This is a genomic window from Salinisphaera sp. LB1, assembly GCF_003177035.1.
Classification (GTDB): domain Bacteria; phylum Pseudomonadota; class Gammaproteobacteria; order Nevskiales; family Salinisphaeraceae; genus Salinisphaera.
Window position 1 is genome coordinate 773,890 of the sequence record NZ_CP029488.1, and the last position, 18,873, is coordinate 792,762.

Sequence of the window (18,873 nt, forward strand, 5' to 3'; positions counted from 1 at the left end):
TGCCGATGCCAAGCGACTTACCTGCCGCGCTGCCGATCGCGTACAACGTCGTGCATCTCGCCGCCGACGACCATCGCCAGGCGCTGATCGACGAACTGATGCATCGCGGCGATCGTATTGTTGACGCGATCGATTCGCTGATCTTTGTCCAGGGCACCTCCAGCCCTGCGGCCTGGGCGCGGAACAGCTGGCTGGCCCCCGCCGAGTACCGCGTGGGTTCGATCGGCGAAGCCGCGCGCCTGCTGGCCTCCGTGCAGCGCAACTGGCACCTGCACTCGATCTCGCATCACCGCCGCGCGCAGCTGATCGCCGACAAACTGGCGCCGATCCGCTTCCGGCCCCTCGGCTTCCCGGCACCCGTGCCGTCCGCTCCGCTGGGCGTATTCGGTCTGCTCGACCGGGATCGGTTGCTGGCCTCGCCGGTCTGTTCCAGCGCCTTTGCGGACGGCCGGCCAGTTTTCGCCGAGGATCGTGAAGGTCCGCCCAACCGGGCCTATCTCAAGCTCTGGGAGGCTTTGACCCTGGCCCGAACGCAGCCGGGTCCGGGCGACGTCTGTCTCGACCTCGGGGCATCGCCGGGCGGCTGGACCTGGGTACTGAACCAGCTTGGCGCCGACGTCATCGCCGTCGATCGCGCCCCGCTGGTGCCCGAGCTCGCGGGCGCGCCGCGCGTGACCACGCACCGCGGCGATGCATTCAGCTTGACCGTCGAAGACCTGGATCGGCGCCCGGACTGGATCCTGTCGGACCTGATCGCCTATCCTGAGCGGATTCTTGCGCTGGCGCGCTACTGGTGCCGCGCCTGCCCACAGGCTGGAATCGTTATTACCGTAAAGTGTCAGGGCGCGGTCGACCCAGCCGAAATCGACCATTTTCTCGCTATAGACAACGCCCGACTCCGTCATTTGAGCGCCAACAAGCACGAGCTGACATTCTTCCGCCTGCCCGATGCCGGGCCGCCCGAAGGCGCCTCGCGACGCCCTTGATGCGGTAACGCGGGGGCCCCGCGGCACTAACCTCGTAGGCGTGCGTATTCCTGCATACGGTATCGTTCATGTATCGTTGCCCTCGTGCCGACAATTTCGACGATTCTCGGCGGCGCCGATACACCGTATCCGGCCCTCCACGACTCCGATGCCGTGTTCCCGCGGTCAACTCGATAGGACACGTGATTTTCATGCGCTATCTAGCCCTGTCTCTTGTGCTTCTGGCGATGCTCTTCGCCCAGACCGGCTGTGCCGCTTCGGAAAACCAGCCGACACCGGTCCCCGATGCCGGCGCAGGCTCGGCCCAGGGCTATACCCCACTGACCCCGGACAACGACCAGAGCAAGATCGATCAGGAAGTCGTGCGCGAGCTGCAGGACAACCACTACAACAAGATCAAGCTCGATAACGCGTTTTCCGAGAAATTCTTCAAGGCCTATCTGGATGACCTGGATGGCACCCACAGCGTGTTTCTCGCCTCCGACGTCCAACGCCTGAAGAACAAATACGGCGACGATCTCGACGATCAGCTCAAAAACGGCAAGCTGACCGCCGCCTACGCCATCTTCAACACCTACCAGAAGCGCCGCATCCAGATCGATCAGTGGGCATTGCACCGTATCGGTCAGGGCCTGAATTCGCTCAACCTCGATGATCAGGAATCCTTCAAGGTGGATCGCGAGAACGCACCCTGGCCGGCCGATGCCGCCGCCCGCCAGAAGCTCTGGACCAAGCAACTGGAAAACCAGGTCATCGATCTGCGACTCAACGACGTCAAGCCGGCCGAGATCAAGAAGCGTCTTACGCAGCGCTACACCAACGAACTCAAGCAGCTGCGCCAGGCCGAGCCGACTGATGCGTTCTCGGTGTACATGGATGCCTACACCCACTGCTACGACCCGCACACCGATTATTTTTCGCCGCGTCGCTCCGAGGATTTCAACATCGACATGAACCTGCAGCTGCAGGGCATCGGTGCGGAATTGCGCTCCAAGAACGGTTACGCGGAACTGGTGCGACTTATTCCGGGCGGCCCGGCGGCCAAGTCCGGCAAGCTCAAGCCCACCGATCGCATCATTGCCGTGGGCCAGGGCAAGAAGGGTGACTTCACCGACGTGATCGGCATGCGGCTCGACGAAACGGTACAGCTGATCCGCGGCAAGGCCGGCTCAACCGTGCGCTTGCAGGTCTCGCCGCCGGACAACAGCCAGACCAAGACCGTCACGCTCACGCGCGCCAAGATCAAGCTCAAGGACCAGGCCGCCAGCTCGCGCGTGATGCACGTCAAGCACGGCGGTACCGAGCACAAGATTGGTATCGTCACCCTGCCGTCGTTCTACAACGGCACCGCGGACGACGTGAAGAAGCAACTGATCAAGCTGAAGAAGGATAATGTCCAGGGCGTCATTCTCGACCTGCGCAACAACGGCGGCGGCGCGCTCGGCGAAGCCATGAAGCTGATCGGGTTGTTCATGAATTCCGCTCCCGGCGTGCAGATCCAGGACGCCAACGGCAATATTCAGGTCCTGGGCGATCGCAACAACGGACCGGTCTATTCCGGGCCGCTGGCCGTGATGACCAACCGCCTGTCGGCCTCGGCCTCTGAAATCGTCGCCGGTGCCCTGCAGGACTATGGCCGCGCCCTGATCCTGGGTAGCCAGACCTTCGGCAAGGGCACGGTCCAGACGCTGCTGCCGTTGTCGTCCGGCCAGCTCAAGCTGACCGAGGCCAAGTTCTATCGCGTCTCCGGCAAGAGCACACAGGACCGCGGCGTGACCCCGGATATCACCTATCCCTCGGCGATCGATCCCAACAAGATCGGCGAATCCGCGCTGCCCAACGCACTGCCCTACGACACGATTCCGCCGACCGCCTATCCGTCCTCGGACGCGATCCAGAAAATGCTGCCGACGCTGAAGAAGGACCATAAACAACGCGTGGCGCACGACCCGGACTTTCAGTATCTGGTCAAGCGGATCCATCTGGCGCGCAAGGAAAGCGACCAGAAAACCGTGTCGCTGGATATCCACAAGCGTCGCCAGGAACAGCAGCAGCTGGAACACAAGCTGCTGGCGTTGGCCAACACCCATCGCAAGGCGACCGGCAAGCCGCCATACAAGAATTACAAGGCGCTCGAAGACGCCCAGGACAACGGCGCCTCAAGCGAGAACGGCAAAGGCAAGAAGCCCGATGACACCCTGCCGACCCCCACCCCGGGCGACACCGGCAGCAAGGGCTTCGATGCTTACGAAACTGAAAGCGCCAACATTCTGCTCGACATGATCCACATTCGCGCCCAGCAACAGTCCGCCAGCAAAGCCGCATGAGACCGCGGGCCCGGAGTCCCGGCAAACGCGGGTGGCAACACCCCGCATGCCGCGGCCCGGGCCGATAATCGGACTTGCGGCCGGCTTCATGCCGGCCGCTTTCGTTTCAGCTTTCAGCGCTGGGCGGTCAACGAGGCATAAGTAGCCCCGAGCACAACGCCGTAGATCACGTGCAAAACCAGCGTGAACCCGGCCACGGGCCAACCAATCGCCAGCCCGAAGAATCCATAGCCGGCGACCGGTAGAAACAGCAGCATCATCGCCAACCAGGCCATCAGGCCGAACACGACGCCGCGCAGCCATCCCCGCCCGCCGGGCAGGCGCGAATACAACACGGCGAAGAGCACGCCCCATAGGATCGAACCGATCACGAAATGCCCGACCCAGCCCATGACCAGCGGGCCGCCGGTCAGCCGATGAATGCCCTCGATCGCGTTGAACGCCAACAACCAGTGCGAAAACGCCTTGGCGATCATCAGGATGGAAAGCACCACCGTGGCGATGAAGCCGGCCACAATGCCTTTGAATGGGTGCATGAATCTCTCGCGGTTGCAAAGCGCCCAGCCTACCGCACCGACTTCGGCGACCAGCTTATGACAACGCCGGCACGCAAGCGGCGCGGGGTTGCCTTGAATCATGGTCAGCCAGAGACGTACCCGCCGCCCCGGGCGGCCCCGTGTGACGACAACCGCGCTGGCTGGAAAAGACCATACGGGCCCTTCGGCTGCGGCGACGCGCTGCCATGGCCACGCTGTTGGCAAACCCGCGCAACGGTGTTGTGAACACAACCCAATACACGTGACGGGACACGCGTGCCCCATCACGTCAGTTCACGCTATGAATTTCGAGCGATTTGTGGGCCGGACAAGACGCGGCGATGCGTGGTATGCGGGGCCAAGACGAATGGCCGCGACACCGCATGGCGTGGCGCGGCGTGAAAACCCCCGCTAGAAGGCATTGCCGAACGACAGATAAACGAGCGCATTACTCTCGCCGGAGAAACCAACGTCGAATCGGGTCGACAGTGCCTCGCTGAGCGCGGCGCGCAGGCCGACACCATAGCTGAACTGGATATCATTGCTCAGGCCAGGCGCGACCGCCGACGTCTCGGCCATCAGGCCCTCCGGGAGCCTTGATCGATCGAGAAATACCCGCCCGGCGCCACCGAACACGGTGCCGTCCAGCCGAACGCGCCACAGATGCCGGAAGTCGAAATCGGCCAGTAGTTGCTGGTAACCGATGCGCGCGAAAATCCGGCTCTGGCCCAGAAAGCGATCCGGCGCGAAGCCTTCCAGGCTGTCGAAACCGCCCAGCGAGGAGAATTCATAGAACGGCAGATTGTTGCCGCTCCCCGTGACGTATTGGCCATCGACACGGAAGCCCAGCAGGCGCTTGGGCGAACCGAGCGGGTGTACATAGCTGGCATCGCCGGTAAAGCGGGTATAGTTGAAATCGTTACCCAGTTCCGGGCCCACGTGGGTGACCTTCCCGATCACATTCCAGCCTTGCTCCGGACGGGTCAGGTCACGCTGGGTGTTATAGATGATCGATAGCGACAACGGATTGTTGTAGCCGCCCTTGATGCCCGGCAGATGGCTGAAGGCATGGGTCGTGGGGCGCTTGCCGTGCTGAGGATCGCCGGGGCCGATGGTGATGCGGTCGTAGCCAAGGGTGCCGGCCGCGGCCCAATGCGGCGCCAGGCGCCGCGCCAGCGTGAACATCAGCGAGGTACCATGGTATTCATGCTGGCTGATCGCATGGTCACCCACGCTGTTGTTGCCCAGCCCATAAAAGTTGGTGGTGGGCCGCAACTCGTAGCGAAACCGAACCAGCCCGATGAAATTGCTGCCGAACACATGGGGAACACCCCATATGGCATCCACGGCGGTCTCGCCGCCGGTCGATTGCGTGGCGCCGATATCGAGATTCATGTGCGAATCGCCGAAATTGATATCGCTGAACTTGCCGCCGACGATAAACCCGACTTCGGGGTCATAACCGAACTGCGGCAATAGGGCTACGTTGTGCGACGACTCCAGCTCTTTGGGCGCCTCGGGCTGCACCGATAGGGCCCGCTCGGACTCACCGGCCGTCGCGGCGTTGTGCTCGGCCAATGCGCGGCGCTCATTGTCGATGACAATGAACTGGCCCACGCTTCGATCCAGACCGAGATCGCCGGTGGCATGAGCCGGAACGATGAGCGCCCACGGTAGCGCCAGACCGAGCGCGCATAGCGCGACAACACGCGCCGCGAGGCCGCCGAGCGAAAATAGTCGCTCGGCGCGCACCGCTGGACCCGCAACAACGCAAAGCTTGTTCATTACCGCCTATCCTTAATTTCGCGGCCCGCCGGCCGGCTCGGCGTGATGTCGAGCGACCCGAAAGTACTGGCGTCCCCGAATGTTACGTTACCGTAACGTCGGCAACTGTTGGTATCGGGATCGTCACGGACTTGCCTTATCCGAACACGTCCGAGTCACGTCAGCCGCTGAATCAGCGCCCTGTGCTGCGGCCAGACAGCACTCAGACCCTTTCGGTCGGCCAGTTCGAAGTCGTCGAAATCAAAGCCGGGCGCCACTGTGTTGCCAACGAGGGCAAAACCCCTGCCATCCTGCATAGCCGCCCCGAACCAGACGCCTTGAGGCACGACGAGCTGGGGCACCTGGCCGGCCATCAGGTCCTGGCCCAGTACCTGATCGATACGCTCGCCCTCTGGCGTGAGCATGTGTACCACCAACGGCTCCCCGGTATAGAAGTGCCACACCTCGTCGGATTTCAGGCGATGCAGACGGGAAACCTCCGCACGACGCAACAGAAAATAGATCGCGGTCGAGGCCGCGCGCGACCCGTCATAGCGATCGGGCAAACCGTCGCTGGATAGCGTATCGACCGCCCGATAAGTCTGGCGATAATAGCCACCTTCAGGATGGGGCTGAAGATGCAGCATGTCGATGAGGTGGTCGGCAGTCATCACGTCTCCGCAGGCGAGAACAAGGACACCGCCCATCGATACCACAGACGGCGGCGATGCGCCGGCAACGAAAACAGGCCGGCGCGTAACCGGGTACCGGCGAGGCGGTGTTGGCGGCATTCAAATCCGATTCATGCATCTTGGCGTAACAATACATACCCTTCCAAGTGCGCTTTCTGCGCGGCGGCTGCCATGAAATATTTGATTGTCGCGTTGGCGCTGGCCGGTGCCGGCTGCGCCCCTGCCTCGCTTGATGGCCGCGTTGGATATGGCCGGATCTACCAGAGCTATGGCTACGGCTACGGCTACCCTGGCTATGCGACCTACCCGCTCTACGGATATGGCGACCGCGACCCGGTTGACCGCCGCGCCGGGCATCGCGAATACGGCCATTGGCCCGGCGACCGCGATCGGTGGCGCGACCACGGCGAGATCCCGCACCATCGCGCTTGGCCCGGGCCTGGGCATGGGTCGGCCGATCATGAACACGATGATGGCGAGCGGCGCCACGACGCCGCGCCCTCAATGCGCGAACATCACTGGCATGCTCGTGACCGCCGGCGCGGCGATTCGCGCCCGCCCCATAGGGGCTGAGCTGGCGCAAGACAAGGCACAACGAGCACGCGCTGCCGGCCTCGTGTCGGCTTGGCCGGCGGTGCTTACGCGGGCGAGCCCGCCTCGTCGGTGAGCTCGGCCGCGATCTGGCGCAGGGCGTCGGCCAGCACCTCCGGCGGCTGGGCTCCAGAAATGAGATAGCGTTCGGCGACGACGAACGAGGGCACGGCCGTCACACCCAGCTGCTGGTAGTAATCGATCTCGGCACGAACGGCATCGGCGTGGCGTTCCCCGGCCAGAATCTCGTCGATCTGGCTGGCGTCCATGCCCAGCGCCATACCGATCTCGCGCAACAGCGCCGGATCGGTGGGATCGGCGGCTTCGCGAAAATAAACGTCGAACAACTGCTCGTTGAAGGCCTGATCGACACCGGCCTCACGGGCCTCGTGCAGCACACGGTGCACGTCGAACGTGTTCCAGGATCGGCGCTCGGCCGCACGCTCGAAGTTCAAACCGGACTCGGCGGCGGTCGCAATGATCTGCTGCTGCGACTCACGGACTTCGTCCGGCGTCTTGCCGTATTTGGCCGCCAGATGCTGGACCATGTCGCGGCCCTCGGGGCCAATGTCGGGATTGAGCACGAACGGGTGCCAGTGCAGCCGGCACTCGATGTCGTCCAGGCGGTCGGTGGCCTGTTGCAGGCGCGCCAGGCCGATCGCGCACCAGGGGCAAACGATGTCGGAGACGAGATCGATATCCAGCGTAATCATGTAGAGCTCCGGCTTGGAATTCGGGCGCCGGCCGGCGCGCCGGCTATCGCCCGCGCGGTCGGCAAAGCGCCTGTCCGGCGATGATCGGCCCGTCCGCACGATGAATCAATGGCCGTGTCGTAGCGCGGACGCGATCCTGTCCGCGCCGCGTCCACGCCCGGCGGCTCATTCCTCGAGCAGGTCGAGCTTGCCGGCCCACCACCGCGTGGTGGTGGCCTGGGCGAGAATGGTCACCAGCACCGCCACGAACACCACCGAAGCGATCAGATGGGCATGCGGGGCGTTCTCACCGAGCAGAATACCGGCCAGCGCACTCGGGATGACACCCGTCTCGCGCACCCAACTCATGAACAGCAATTCCTTGAACGTCCACTTGGCCCGTCGGTCGGGCAGCGTACACAGGAATACGTTGAGCGGCCGCGCCACGAACATGAATACGGCCACCACGATCAGCGCGCCCACCCAGTGCTCGGCCAGCAGGCTGAATTTCACCTGGCTGCCCAACAGAATGAAAATGAACATGCGCATGATCAGCGCGGTGGTTCCCACGAAGTCGTGCAGGCTGCGCTGTTCCTCGGCGCCGATGCGATAGCCGAAAAGCGAGCGGTTGCCGATCACCACGCCGGCGACAAAAGCCGCCATGAAACCACTGGCCTGAAGGTCCACCGCGCCCAGATAGGCGCCGATGACGGCCATCAGCGTGACCAGCGGCATGTACTCGCGCAGGAACGAATACTTCTCGTGCGCGATCACGAAAAGCGAGACGAAACCCAGAAGGGCACCGGCGATGATACCGATCACCGACTGCTCGAGCAGATCCAGCAGCGCATGACCGTACGACAGGTGGCCCGAACCGGCCAGCACCGACATCAGCGTAACCACGATGATCGAGCCGGTCGCGTCGTTGAACGCCGACTCGCTGACCACGGTCTGAGCCACGCGCCGGCGGATCGAGACCTGCTTGAACACGGGCATGAGCGTGGCCGGATCAGTCGGCGCGATGGTCGCACCCAGCAGCAAGGCGACCATGAACGGAATGCCGAACAAATATTGTGCCACCGGCGCCACCACCAACGCAGTAATCAGCACGCCGACGGTTACCAGCAACAACAAGGATATCCAGACACCCTTGACCACGCTCAGATGCGTTTCCGCCCCGCCATCGAACAGAATGTAGGAGGCACCGAAAATCAGGATGATCTGGTTGAGCGCGCTGCCCGTGGGCACATCGACGACACCGGAGATCTCCGGGCCGAGCAGAATACCGACCAGAAGGAACAAGACGATGTCGGGCATCTTGATCTTCTGCGCGAAGAAACCGATAAACGAGCCGCAAGACAGCACGACGCCGAAGATCAGCAGGACGTGTTGGGCGGTCTCGATCGCTGGATTGGATTCCATAATCCCCCTACTGGAAAAAGACGGCGAATCCGCTCTTGGATCGCCATGTGCAACATGGTCGGCGGGTAACGCCAAACGTGACCGGTCGTGCGCCCGACGTGCCGACAATCATCGCCGATGCGATCGCGCTTTTCCAATAAGCGCCTATTGCAACAGGCGCCAATCCGCGCCGGCGCCGGCTCAGGAGGCCGCGTCGGGCTCGTCGTGACGCGCGCGTTGTGTAGCCTTGTCGGTGGCGGTTGCCGCCTCGCCGCTGTCCGACGCCTTCGGCGGCGTCCAGTGCCCGGCACGCAGCGTCATGGCCGTTTCCATCGAGCTCTTGCAGAACGCCAGCACTTGATTGAACTCGGCCTCGGGCAACTGGCGTACGGCGTCGTTACCGCGATAGATGTTCATCCACTTGCGATCGCGCTCGATCATCGTCGGCAGATGGCCGATGCCCCAGTCCTCGGCCAGCGCCCACAGACGCGGATTGAAACCGCGCACGAGGCTGATCAGGAACGGAATCGGATCGTTGCGCGCGAGCAGTGAGGTCAGCCGCAGGATGAGTTCGAAGGACACGGTCGCACTGCCCTGCTCCATCGCCTGGAGCACGGTCTTGTCCTCGAGATCCAGCGCCTCGGCCAGGCCGTCGATCGACAGCCCCGCGGTGGTGCGGGCGTCGTGAATGGCAACGCCCGCGCGTTGCATCCAGGCGCGCTGTTCAGCCGACAGACGCTTGCGCTGGCTCTTGTCCAGAATGAGCGTGGAGCCGATCCGAAGCGTCAGCCCGCCGACCCGGCCGGCCAGTGCGCCTACCGCCTGACGCGACAGGTTGAACGTCAGATTGGAGACCTGATCGAAAAGTCGGGCCCGCATCGAATCCTCTGAACGGCCCATGCTCGCCTCCCTGGATGTGAGTGCGGCGCTCGGCTTGTACGAGCGCGAAAGTCGAGCATAACGCGATTCGGCGAACCGATTGAGATACGCCGGCAGCCGCATCGAGGGCTTGTGCCGGCCGATCCGATGGCGCCGAACCGGCGTATCCGCGCGTATCGGCCATTCGATATCGGCGCGCAAGCCGCCCCGCGCCTGACCGACACCATCCGGCATCGCCACCGGCCCTTGCCTGTGGCCAAAGCCGACTGAGGGCCTGCCGGCCAACCGCACCCGGTCGAGGTGGCCCGCCACGGGCATCAGCGGAGCGGCACCGCCGCGGGCTGATCGCGGCGCCGGTCGGAGGGGAAGAATTCGCCGGCCTTGAGATCGGCCTCGATCTGCTCCAGCGAACGGCCGTTGGTTTCCGGCACATAGCGTACGATGAACAGCACGCCGAGCGCGCTGATCGCCGCGTACAGCCAGAACGCACCCGAGGTGCCCAGCGCATTGACCAGCGTGAGCGTGGTCAGCGTGACCAGCAGATCGAAGGTCCAGTGTGAGAACGCACCCACACTCGCCCCCTTGCCGCGCACGAACAACGGATAGACCTCCGCGTTGATCAGCCACAGGGCGACGCCGAAGCTGCAGTTCAGTGCCATGTAGATCGCCATGCAGACGATCAGCAGAACCTGCGCGATCGAGGCCTGAGGCATACCGCCCGTGAACAGAATTGCCATCACCGCCATGGCCACGGCGGACCCCGGCACCATCCACAACAAAAACCTGCGCCGGCCGATGCGATCGATCATCAATATGCCGAAGATCGTGCTGATATTGACCAGCACGATGGCGCCGATCGACGCCAGAATCGAGGCGTTATCGCCGAAACCGGCCTCGGTGAGAATCGTGGGCGCGTAATACAACAGCGCGTTGTTGCCCGTGATCTGCGAAAACATCGCGATGCCGGCCCCCGCGACCAGCGCCGGCCGGATCCACGGCGAAAACAGGTCCGACCAGCTGCCCTCCGGCCGGGCCGAAATTTCCCTGATTTCGCCGACCTCGTTTTCAGCGGCCGAGCGGCTCAGACGCACGCGGGTGAGCACACCGAGCGCTTCCGCCTCGCGATCCTGGTTGACCAGCCAGCGCGGCGACTCCGGCAGCAACAGCATACCGAGCATGAGGATGAGCGCCGGGATCATGCCGAGCCCGAACATCCAGCGCCAGGCATCGCCCAGCGCATAGCCGGTGAGATAGGCCACCAGAATCCCGAACACCACCATGAACTGGAACATCACCACCAGCTTGCCGCGGGAGGCCGGCGGCGCGACCTCGCCGATGTAGACCGGAATGATCTGGGTGGCGCTGCCTGCCGACAGGCCCAGCACGAAACGCGAGGCGACCAGAAACAGTACTGTTGGCGCGATGGCCGACATCAACGAGCCGATCGTGAAGATCAGCCCCACGAGCATGATCGAACGCCGGCGCCCGATCTTGTCCGAGATTGCGCCGGTGCTGAACACACCGAACAGTGCGCCGAAGATGATCGCGCCGGTGACCACCTGCTTGAGGGTGTCGGTCAACGAAAAATCGTGGGCGAGGCCAAGCAGTGCCACGCCGGTGATGCCGGTGTCGTAGCCGAACAACAGCCCGCCGAGGGCCGCGATCACCGACACCATTACGATCAGCGGTTTGCCTTTCAGCCCCCCTGTGGGCGCCGTACTGGCCGATTCGCTCATGAGTTCTCACCTGCATGAAAAAAACGCGCCCCCGGCCGGAACCGATAGAAACGCGCGACCTTGCTGAATCGATTCATTATCCCGTTGGTTGCGCCATACAGCACTACATCTTTGGGATGAGATCGAGGCCATGGCGCGGCCTCGCGACGGCCGCGGGCTCGGCTTCTCAGGCCGCGGCCACGGCCTTCAAATCGGCGACCAAGCGCCGGTACTCGTCATCGCGGCGCGCGCGCGAGCGCAGGACGAAAGCCGGATGCACCGTCAGTATTACGCACCGTCCATGCCAATCGATGCGTCGGCCCCGGTCACGCGCGATCGACAGCCGGCGTTCGAGCAGCGAGCCGGCCGCCGTGGCGCCCAGCGCAACCACGATCTCGGGCGCGACGCGCTTGATCTCGGCTTCGAGCCACGGCCGGCACGCACGGACCTCGTCGTAATCCGGCTTGGCATGCAGCCGCGTCCTGCCCCGGGGCGTGAACTTGAAATGCTTGACCGCGTTGGTCAGATACAACGCGCGTCGGTCCAGGCCCGCATCCATCAGGGCAGCATCGAGCAGCCGGCCCGCGGGCCCGACGAACGGCCGCCCGGTCACATCCTCCGCGTCCCCCGGCTGCTCGCCGACCAGCATGATGCGCGCAGGCGACGGGCCTTCGCCGAACACCGTCTGGGTCGCTGGGCCACACAAATCGCAGCTCCGGCAACGCGCCGCGCGCAGCGCGAGCTGCTCCAGCGATCCTCGCGGGGCCGCCTCGGCCCGACGCGTCAGAGTGGCCTCGGGCGAGGCCGGCGTAGGCCCGCAGTGCAGCGTATCGTGCTCGCGGTGCGTCGCTTCCATGGCCGCGACAGCGCGATCGGCACCGGCGATCAGGCCCGGAATCGACGCGGCTTCCGGTAGATTCTTCCAATACTTCGCCGGCATCTCCGACATCATCGCCCGAACCTTGACCCGCGCCGGATTGAAGATGCTGCGGTAGTAGACCCGCCAGGCGTTTTCGGTGACGTCGCCATCCGGCGCCGCCGTCTTGTCGGTGCCGGGCGAGAACCAGACCGTGCCATCGCCCTCCCAGTGCACACAGCGATCCGGTGTGAGGATCGACCAGCGCATGTTGGCGAAACGGCGTTGGAAGAACCCGGCCGCGTATTCGACGATTTCGTGTTCCGGCTCGAACCAGGCAACGTATCGCGGCTCATCGAAACCGGACTCCGCCACGGTGCGGAATCGCACGAATGCCTTCATCTTGTGCACGTCGCGCCGCACCGCACTGGCATAGCGATTGACCTGGGCCACGTCGGCGTCGCCTGCCCGCGCCAACAAATGACGCTCGCCGTGGGTCAGCCGCCAGAGCAGCCGATACAGCAATGCCCAACGATCCGCGCCGCGATAACACGCCGCCGCCCGCGCCAGCGCCACGAACCGCTTCGGTACACGCGGCCCGCCGCTGCCGCCGGCGGCGGGCGGCGCGGCCGCTTCGCGGTCGGGGTGCCACCAGAGCGCGTCCGGGGCCAGACCGGCCTGCCATTGCAAGCGCGTGGCCGCCTGCCAACCCGCGAAATCCGGCACGAAGGCCACCGCTACGTGGCCGGCGGCGGTATCCCGGGCGCCGAACAACGAAGCCTGTTCCATGGTCAGCCGGTACGCGGCCAAAGCGCGATGAGGGCGGCATGCGTGAGCAGCGCCACGATGATCGCCCAGCCGAAGCTGGCCAGCGTGCCGATGATGACAATCTCGCTGACCCGCGGCTCGCGCGCGTACTGGAAGCGCAGGATCGACTTGGCCGCGATCACGAAACCGATGGCGTTGAATTGGCCCAGCAACACAAACAGGAATACCAGCGTGCGTTCGAGCCAGCCGATCCAGGCCCCGGCGCCCGGCGTCTGCGGGCTATCCTCGCCGTCCATTGCGCGATGCAGCCGATGAAAGCCAGCCATCAACAACGCGAGCATCAGATCGCCGACCCGGGTCGCCAGCCAGAAGCCGCCGACCAGCGCAAAGCCGATCGGTATGAGGCGCACATGTGCAGTACTCAGAACAGCGGTCCAGAAACCCTGCGCGAAGGCCTGCGGCCAGAGCAGGCTGGCGAGCCCCATGAACAGCAGATGACCGACCTGGTCGACCGCGAACAGCTGCAGCGGCCCGAACGGCGCTGCGGCCGCTCGGGCCTCGATGCACGGCTGGATCTTCACGGCATCGAGCGCGGCATGCGAAGCGACGACCAGCGCCACCGCCGCCCACGCGCCGAGCGACGCGGCGCCAAGGGCGAGCACCGAGAACACGCCCACCCAAACGATATGCAGCGTGAACACGGCCGGTTGTCGTTTGGCCGCGATCATCCCGCGTGTCTGGGCGACGAAATCGGCGGCCGCGTGGGCAAACAGCAAAGCGATCAGCGTTTCGAGCATCACGAGCCGCGCCCTTCGCTGCGCCAGCGCGACATTAAAAGAACAGCCGTATTAAGCTGTTTACCAAAAATCAGCCGAATGCGGCTGTTCTTTCTTTGCGGCTTATGCATCGCGTTCAACCGATTCGAATGCCTCGATGGCTTCGAGCAGCGCATGCCCGCCGGCGCGTGCGAAGTGCGTTTGAACGGTCTGCGGCTGAACCGACAACACCTCGGCCACCTCGGCCATCAGGGGCGCATCGGGCGCCGCCAGCCGCATGAAGATATCCGCCTGACGTCCGGTCCAATGGCGCGAACGTTCGTCGCAGACGGCAAACAGCGCCCGCGTCAACGTATTGTCGCCGGGTGAGGCGCGTTGCTCTTCGATCCGCCAGAGTTGGTGCACGCCCAGTTGCTCCAGCCCGTGCCCGGATAGCTCGAACGCCGCGCCCGAGGACTCGGCCAGCGTCGCGGCCGCGGTCGCCGCGCCCACGCCGACGCCGATGCGCGTGTCGCCCCGATCACTCACGCGGCGCACGGCCGCACGCGCGAACAGGCAGGCACGCAAGGCATGCGCCGGGCGATTGATGAGCAGCTGCCAGCCGTCGCCGCGGAAACGCTCGTAGCAAACGCCGGACTCGCCCGGCCATGTGCCGATGATCGTTGCCAGCTCGGCGAGCGCCGCCATGACGGTATCCAGGCCATCATCGGATAGCGCCGATGACTTCACGATATCGCCGGTCAGAACACAGACGGTCGGTTGCTGCATGAACGGGCTCTCTTCGACAGACCTAGAAATCGAAACTGTGCTGCGCGGTCGCGGCCGGCGCAAACCGCGACCGCAGCAACGCGCTGCTCACCTCGCCGACCCCCGGATGATGATTGGCGCAGATCACGAACGGCATGGCTTTTTTCACCCCGGCCTTGAGCGCGACCAGATCCTCGAGCCGCACCTTCTGCCAACGCCGCATAGCCAGAATACGGTTGACCGATTTCACCCCGAGACCGGGCACGCGCAACAGTCGTTCGCGGTCGTCCCGATTCAGATTCACCGGGAAATAAGCCCGGTTGCGCAACGCCCAGGCAAGCTTGGGGTCGACCTCCAGATCCAGCATGCCGGCCGCGGCCGTATCGTCGCCGCCCGCGGTGATTTCATCGTGGCGATAACCATAGAACCGGATCAGCCAATCGGATTGATACAGCCGATGCTCACGCATCAGCGACGTACGCCGTGCCGGCAACTTGGCCGAGGCATCCGGGATCGGCGAAAACGCCGAAAAATAGACACGTTTGAGCCGATAGGACGCGTATAAATCGGCCGTAGTCGACAGAATGGCGGCATCCGTGGACGGCTCCGCGCCGATGATCATCTGCGTCGACTGCCCAGCCGGCGCGAAGCGTTCGATCGGCGCCGGCGTCGGCCGCGCGTTGGTGATGCGTCGGGCGGCCCGCCGCGCCTCGGCCTGCTCGTCCTGACGGGACCGGATACGCGCCATCGACAGCTTGATGGTGCGGTGATCCTTCTCCGGCGCCAGATCGTGCAGGGCCGCCGGCGTGGGCAGCTCCACGTTGATCGACAGGCGATCGGCGTATTGGCCCGCCTCGGCCAGCAGCCCACCGTCGGCATCCGGGATGGTCTTGAGATGGATATAACCCCGAAAATCGTGATCGACACGCAGGCTGCGCGCCACCTCGACGAGCCGGGCCATGGTGTAGTCGGCGGTCTGGATCACGCCCGAGGACAGAAACAGCCCCTCGATGTAATTGCGCTTGTAGAAATCCAGCGTCAGGTTGACCACTTCCGCGGTCGAGAATCGCGCCCGCTGGACGTTCGACGAATTACGGTTGATGCAATAGCTGCACTCGTAGATGCAGAAATTGGTCAGCAGTATCTTGAGCAGCGAGATACAGCGTCCGTCCGGCGCATAGGCATGACAGATACCCGAGCCCTCGGCCGAACCGACGCCGCGCCCACCGCGCGACGAACGCGATACCGTACCGCTGGAGGCACAAGAGGCATCATACTTGGCGGCGTCCGCGAGAATCGCCAATTTCCGGATCGTTTCCATACTGGCTATTTATACAGTTTCTGCGCGAACAGATGCACCCTCGGCTGATCTCGCATACCCGACTTGCCGTGATCGGCCCGCTGACCGACGATGACGCCATGCAAACACGCGGATCACCCCGATGCTGCGGATCTCCAACACCGTCGTCCTGGAGGACGAAGAAATCGAATGGCAGGCCGTACGCGCCCAGGGCGCCGGCGGGCAGAAGGTCAACAAGACCAATTCGGCCGTGCATCTGCGGTTCGCCATCCCGGGCTCGTCGCTGCCCGAGGTCTACAAGACCCGGCTGATGGCCCGCGCGGGTACCGATCAACGCATCACGCGCGACGGCACCATCGTGATCAAGGCGCAGCAGTATCGCAGCCGCGAGGCCAACCTCGAGGACGCGCGCCAGCGCCTGGCCACGATCGTGGCCGCCGCCGGGCAGACACCCAAGAAGCGCCGGCCGACCCGGCCGTCAAAGTCCGCACGGCGCAAACGGACCGATGAAAAGAAGCGCCGGGGCCGGCTCAAGGCCATGCGTGGCCGGGACGTGCCGCGCGACTAAGCCTCAAGACGCCAGCGATTCGTCCGCCGAGTCGACGCCGAGCCCGTGGTCATGCGTTGGCGCCACGCCGAAGTAGCGCTTGTACTCGCGGGAGAACTGCGACGCGCTCTGATAGCCCACGGCACTCGCCGCGCCACTGACGTTGGCGGCGTTCTGGACCAGCAGGTCGCGGGCCTTGAGCAGGCGGATGCGCTTTTGATACTGCAACGGCGAGATCCGCGTGAGCTGCTTGAAATGGGCATGGAAGCTCGACACGCTCATGTGCGCGCGGGCCGCCAGCGCGGGGACCGAAAGCGGCGAGGCATACTCGGCACGCAGCAGTTCGATCGCGCCGCCGATGCGCGCGTAGACCCCCTGGGATTGCAGCAGTTGACGCAGCAGATGGCCCTGGGGCCCGCGCAACGCCGCGAAGATCACTTCGCGGATCCGCGCCTGGCCCAGCGCGCGCGCGGCCGACGGATCCTCCAGACAGGCCAGCAACCGCTCCAGCGCATTCCCGATGGCGCCGTCGAGCGTTACGGCCGCCATGGGCAGAGTATCCTCGACCCGCGCCGCGCCACGTCTAGACTCCGTCGGGCTCACAGCCCCGGCGAGTTCGGCCAGCAATTCCGGGGCGATCCGCAGGGCCGCGCCCAGCAATGGCGCCTCGGCCGATCCGCCGGTTTCGCACTCGAACGGGAGCGGGATGGCCTGGACCAGATAATGGCCGGCCCCATAACGGATCACGCGGTCGTCGATGAAGCCGGTTTTTTCGCCCTGAACAATGAAGATCAGACCGGGTTCGTACACGATCGGCTCGCGTTGTCGATGACAATGCGAAGCCACCAGCGACAACGCATCCAGGGCGGTATCGTTGAAACCGTCATGGCATACGTGGCGCTCGATCATGCGCGCCATTCGCTGGAGGTCTGTCGGCCCGGCCTGGGTCATCGGATCGGTCATCACAATACCGCACTATTGAACCGAAATAAGATTGTGCACGAAATCGCGTAGTTTTCCCGTGTCATCCCGCAGCGGCTCATAGTTTCGGGCATAAACACGCCATGAATGCCTATGGTTTCAAGTCGCTGCCGGACCAATGATTGACGCCGACGGCAGGCCGACGCCTGCACTGTTTGCCATCACAAGGAAGCTTCATGCCTACTGAGACCCAAGCCTACGCGGCCCACGCTGCCGACAAACCACTCGAACACTGGCACCTCGAGCGGCGCGACCCGCGCCCGGATGATGTCTCGATCGAGATTCTCTACTGCGGCGTCTGTCATTCCGATCTGCATTTCGCCAGGAACGACTGGGGTTTCACCGAATTCCCGATCGTGCCGGGCCACGAGATCGTGGGCCGGGTGACCCACGTCGGCCCCGAGGTGCAGCATTATGCCGAGGGCGATCTGGTCGGCGTCGGCTGCATGGTCGATTCCTGCCGCGAATGCGATGCCTGTCATGACGGACTGGAACAGTACTGTCTCAACGGCTTCACCATGACTTACGGCAGTGAGGATCGCCACGACGGCACCATGACGCAGGGCGGGTATTCCACCTTCGTGGTCGTGTCCGAGCGTTTCGTGGTCAAGATGCCCGACGGCATCGATCTGAAATCGGCGGCGCCGATCATGTGCGCCGGCATCACGACCTACTCGCCGCTCAAGCACTACGGCGTCAAGCCCGGCGACAAGGTCGGCGTGATCGGCATGGGTGGTCTGGGCCATATGGGCGTCAAGCTCGCCAAGGCGCTGGGCGCGGAAGTGACCGTGTTCACCCGTTCCGAATCCAAGGTGGCCGAGGCCAAGTCCAACGGCGCCGATCATGTCGTGGTCTCGACCGACGACGACCAGATGAACGCCGTGGCCGAAACCTTCGATTTCATGCTCGACACCGTGCCGGTGCAGCATCCGATCGATCCCTATCTGGGCGCGCTGAAATACGACGGCACGCATATTCTGGTCGGCCTGATGGATCCGATCGAACCGGCCATCACCGGCATGAACCTGGTCTTCAAGCGTCGCGTGGTCGGCGGCTCGTTGATCGGCGGCATGCCGGAAACCCAGGAAGTGCTGGATTTCTGCGCGCAAAAAGGCATCACCTGCGATGTCGAGATGATCGACATGGACTACATCAACGAAGCCTTCGAACGCATGAAGGATGGCGATGTCCGCTATCGCTTCGTCATCGACATGGCCTCGCTGAAAGACAAGGCGGCGTAAGCCGCTCGATCCGCCGGGCCAGCGCGGCCGGCAAACCGGCGCCCGTGGTGGGCGCCGGTTTTTTCATGGGCGGC

17 protein-coding genes are annotated in these 18,873 nt (G+C 64.2%); 5 read left to right on the top strand and 12 right to left on the bottom strand.

The window, feature by feature from the left end; genetic code table 11:
* The first annotated feature begins 5 nt into the window (after positions 1–5).
* Positions 6–986 carry an FtsJ-like methyltransferase family protein gene (locus tag SALB1_RS03530; protein WP_109992599.1) on the top strand — a complete coding sequence of 327 codons (981 nt, stop codon included), beginning with the start codon at positions 6–8 and terminating at the stop codon, positions 984–986.
* A 191-nt stretch (positions 987–1,177) separates the two neighbouring features.
* On the top strand, positions 1,178–3,313 hold the full coding sequence (locus tag SALB1_RS03535; RefSeq protein WP_109995248.1) for a carboxy terminal-processing peptidase: 2,136 nt from the start codon (positions 1,178–1,180) through the stop codon (positions 3,311–3,313).
* Positions 3,314–3,426: 113 nt separating this feature from the next.
* Here SALB1_RS03535 and SALB1_RS03540 read toward each other — a convergent pair whose 3' ends face one another.
* From SALB1_RS03540 to SALB1_RS03550, 3 genes are all read right to left on the bottom strand, one after another.
* Entirely contained in the window at positions 3,427–3,849 is a 423-nt protein-coding gene (locus SALB1_RS03540) for a DUF6789 family protein (RefSeq protein WP_109992600.1), read from the bottom strand.
* A 411-nt stretch (positions 3,850–4,260) separates the two neighbouring features.
* Positions 4,261–5,634, bottom strand: a complete 1,374-nt coding sequence (locus SALB1_RS03545) for a BamA/TamA family outer membrane protein (protein ID WP_109992601.1) — start codon at positions 5,632–5,634, stop codon at positions 4,261–4,263.
* Positions 5,635–5,789: 155 nt separating this feature from the next.
* Entirely contained in the window at positions 5,790–6,284 is a 495-nt protein-coding gene (locus SALB1_RS03550; protein ID WP_109992602.1) for a cupin domain-containing protein, read from the bottom strand.
* Positions 6,285–6,476: 192 nt separating this feature from the next.
* On the opposite strand from SALB1_RS03550, the gene SALB1_RS03555 reads away from it, so the two are divergent.
* Positions 6,477–6,878 carry a hypothetical protein gene (locus SALB1_RS03555; protein WP_109992603.1) on the top strand — a complete coding sequence of 134 codons (402 nt, stop codon included), beginning with the start codon at positions 6,477–6,479 and terminating at the stop codon, positions 6,876–6,878.
* Between the two features lie 65 nt (positions 6,879–6,943).
* Here SALB1_RS03555 and SALB1_RS03560 read toward each other — a convergent pair whose 3' ends face one another.
* The 8 genes from SALB1_RS03560 to SALB1_RS03595 form a co-directional block, all read right to left on the bottom strand.
* Complete coding sequence (locus SALB1_RS03560) at positions 6,944–7,609, bottom strand: DsbA family protein (RefSeq protein WP_109995249.1); 666 nt, start codon at positions 7,607–7,609, stop codon at positions 6,944–6,946.
* Between the two features lie 165 nt (positions 7,610–7,774).
* Positions 7,775–9,010: a sodium:proton antiporter gene (locus tag SALB1_RS03565; protein WP_109992604.1), complete on the bottom strand. Its 1,236-nt coding sequence runs from the start codon at positions 9,008–9,010 to the stop codon at positions 7,775–7,777.
* A gap of 180 nt (positions 9,011–9,190) precedes the next feature.
* Positions 9,191–9,889 (bottom strand): hypothetical protein, encoded by a 699-nt coding sequence (locus SALB1_RS03570; RefSeq protein WP_109995250.1) that lies wholly within the window; start codon positions 9,887–9,889, stop codon positions 9,191–9,193.
* A 296-nt stretch (positions 9,890–10,185) separates the two neighbouring features.
* The gene (locus SALB1_RS03575) at positions 10,186–11,604 is read right to left on the bottom strand and encodes a sugar porter family MFS transporter (RefSeq protein WP_109992605.1); all 1,419 of its coding nucleotides are present in this window, start codon (positions 11,602–11,604) and stop codon (positions 10,186–10,188) included.
* A gap of 166 nt (positions 11,605–11,770) precedes the next feature.
* The gene (locus SALB1_RS03580) at positions 11,771–13,228 is read right to left on the bottom strand and encodes a UdgX family uracil-DNA binding protein (RefSeq protein WP_109995251.1); all 1,458 of its coding nucleotides are present in this window, start codon (positions 13,226–13,228) and stop codon (positions 11,771–11,773) included.
* Positions 13,229–13,230: 2 nt separating this feature from the next.
* Positions 13,231–14,004, bottom strand: a complete 774-nt coding sequence (locus tag SALB1_RS03585; RefSeq protein ID WP_109992606.1) for a DUF3307 domain-containing protein — start codon at positions 14,002–14,004, stop codon at positions 13,231–13,233.
* A 102-nt stretch (positions 14,005–14,106) separates the two neighbouring features.
* Positions 14,107–14,751, bottom strand: a complete 645-nt coding sequence (locus SALB1_RS03590) for a hypothetical protein (RefSeq protein ID WP_109992607.1) — start codon at positions 14,749–14,751, stop codon at positions 14,107–14,109.
* Between the two features lie 22 nt (positions 14,752–14,773).
* Positions 14,774–16,051, bottom strand: a complete 1,278-nt coding sequence (locus tag SALB1_RS03595; protein ID WP_109992608.1) for a putative DNA modification/repair radical SAM protein — start codon at positions 16,049–16,051, stop codon at positions 14,774–14,776.
* 121 nt (positions 16,052–16,172) lie between these two features.
* Between SALB1_RS03595 and arfB the strand changes: the two genes are divergently transcribed.
* Positions 16,173–16,598, top strand: coding sequence for an alternative ribosome rescue aminoacyl-tRNA hydrolase ArfB (arfB, locus tag SALB1_RS03600; protein ID WP_109992609.1), 426 nt, complete (start codon positions 16,173–16,175; stop codon positions 16,596–16,598).
* 3 nt (positions 16,599–16,601) lie between these two features.
* Here the strand turns inward: arfB and SALB1_RS03605 are convergent, their stop codons facing one another.
* Positions 16,602–17,540, bottom strand: coding sequence for an AraC family transcriptional regulator (locus SALB1_RS03605; protein WP_109992610.1), 939 nt, complete (start codon positions 17,538–17,540; stop codon positions 16,602–16,604).
* 194 nt (positions 17,541–17,734) lie between these two features.
* Here SALB1_RS03605 and SALB1_RS03610 point away from each other — a divergent pair, with 194 nt between their 5' ends.
* Positions 17,735–18,799, top strand: coding sequence for an NAD(P)-dependent alcohol dehydrogenase (locus tag SALB1_RS03610; protein ID WP_109992611.1), 1,065 nt, complete (start codon positions 17,735–17,737; stop codon positions 18,797–18,799).
* The last annotated feature ends 74 nt before the right edge of the window (positions 18,800–18,873 follow it).

What these genes read in the sequence shown, in the direction of transcription:
- SALB1_RS03545 (WP_109992601.1), bottom strand. Translation starts at nt 5,634, where the DNA reads ATGAACAAGCTTTGCGTTGTTGCGGGTCCAGCGGTGCGCGCCGAGCGA.
- SALB1_RS03540 (WP_109992600.1), bottom strand. Translation starts at nt 3,849, where the DNA reads ATGCACCCATTCAAAGGCATTGTGGCCGGCTTCATCGCCACGGTGGTG.
- SALB1_RS03555 (WP_109992603.1), top strand. Translation starts at nt 6,477, where the DNA reads ATGAAATATTTGATTGTCGCGTTGGCGCTGGCCGGTGCCGGCTGCGCC.
- arfB (WP_109992609.1), top strand. Translation starts at nt 16,173, where the DNA reads ATGCTGCGGATCTCCAACACCGTCGTCCTGGAGGACGAAGAAATCGAA.
- SALB1_RS03575 (WP_109992605.1), bottom strand. Translation starts at nt 11,604, where the DNA reads ATGAGCGAATCGGCCAGTACGGCGCCCACAGGGGGGCTGAAAGGCAAA.
- SALB1_RS03565 (WP_109992604.1), bottom strand. Translation starts at nt 9,010, where the DNA reads ATGGAATCCAATCCAGCGATCGAGACCGCCCAACACGTCCTGCTGATC.
- SALB1_RS03605 (WP_109992610.1), bottom strand. Translation starts at nt 17,540, where the DNA reads ATGACCGATCCGATGACCCAGGCCGGGCCGACAGACCTCCAGCGAATG.
- SALB1_RS03570 (WP_109995250.1), bottom strand. Translation starts at nt 9,889, where the DNA reads ATGGGCCGTTCAGAGGATTCGATGCGGGCCCGACTTTTCGATCAGGTC.
- SALB1_RS03530 (WP_109992599.1), top strand. Translation starts at nt 6, where the DNA reads ATGCCAAGCGACTTACCTGCCGCGCTGCCGATCGCGTACAACGTCGTG.
- SALB1_RS03580 (WP_109995251.1), bottom strand. Translation starts at nt 13,228, where the DNA reads ATGGAACAGGCTTCGTTGTTCGGCGCCCGGGATACCGCCGCCGGCCAC.
- SALB1_RS03585 (WP_109992606.1), bottom strand. Translation starts at nt 14,004, where the DNA reads ATGCTCGAAACGCTGATCGCTTTGCTGTTTGCCCACGCGGCCGCCGAT.
- SALB1_RS03610 (WP_109992611.1), top strand. Translation starts at nt 17,735, where the DNA reads ATGCCTACTGAGACCCAAGCCTACGCGGCCCACGCTGCCGACAAACCA.
- SALB1_RS03590 (WP_109992607.1), bottom strand. Translation starts at nt 14,751, where the DNA reads ATGCAGCAACCGACCGTCTGTGTTCTGACCGGCGATATCGTGAAGTCA.
- SALB1_RS03595 (WP_109992608.1), bottom strand. Translation starts at nt 16,051, where the DNA reads ATGGAAACGATCCGGAAATTGGCGATTCTCGCGGACGCCGCCAAGTAT.
- SALB1_RS03550 (WP_109992602.1), bottom strand. Translation starts at nt 6,284, where the DNA reads ATGACTGCCGACCACCTCATCGACATGCTGCATCTTCAGCCCCATCCT.
- SALB1_RS03535 (WP_109995248.1), top strand. Translation starts at nt 1,178, where the DNA reads ATGCGCTATCTAGCCCTGTCTCTTGTGCTTCTGGCGATGCTCTTCGCC.
- SALB1_RS03560 (WP_109995249.1), bottom strand. Translation starts at nt 7,609, where the DNA reads ATGATTACGCTGGATATCGATCTCGTCTCCGACATCGTTTGCCCCTGG.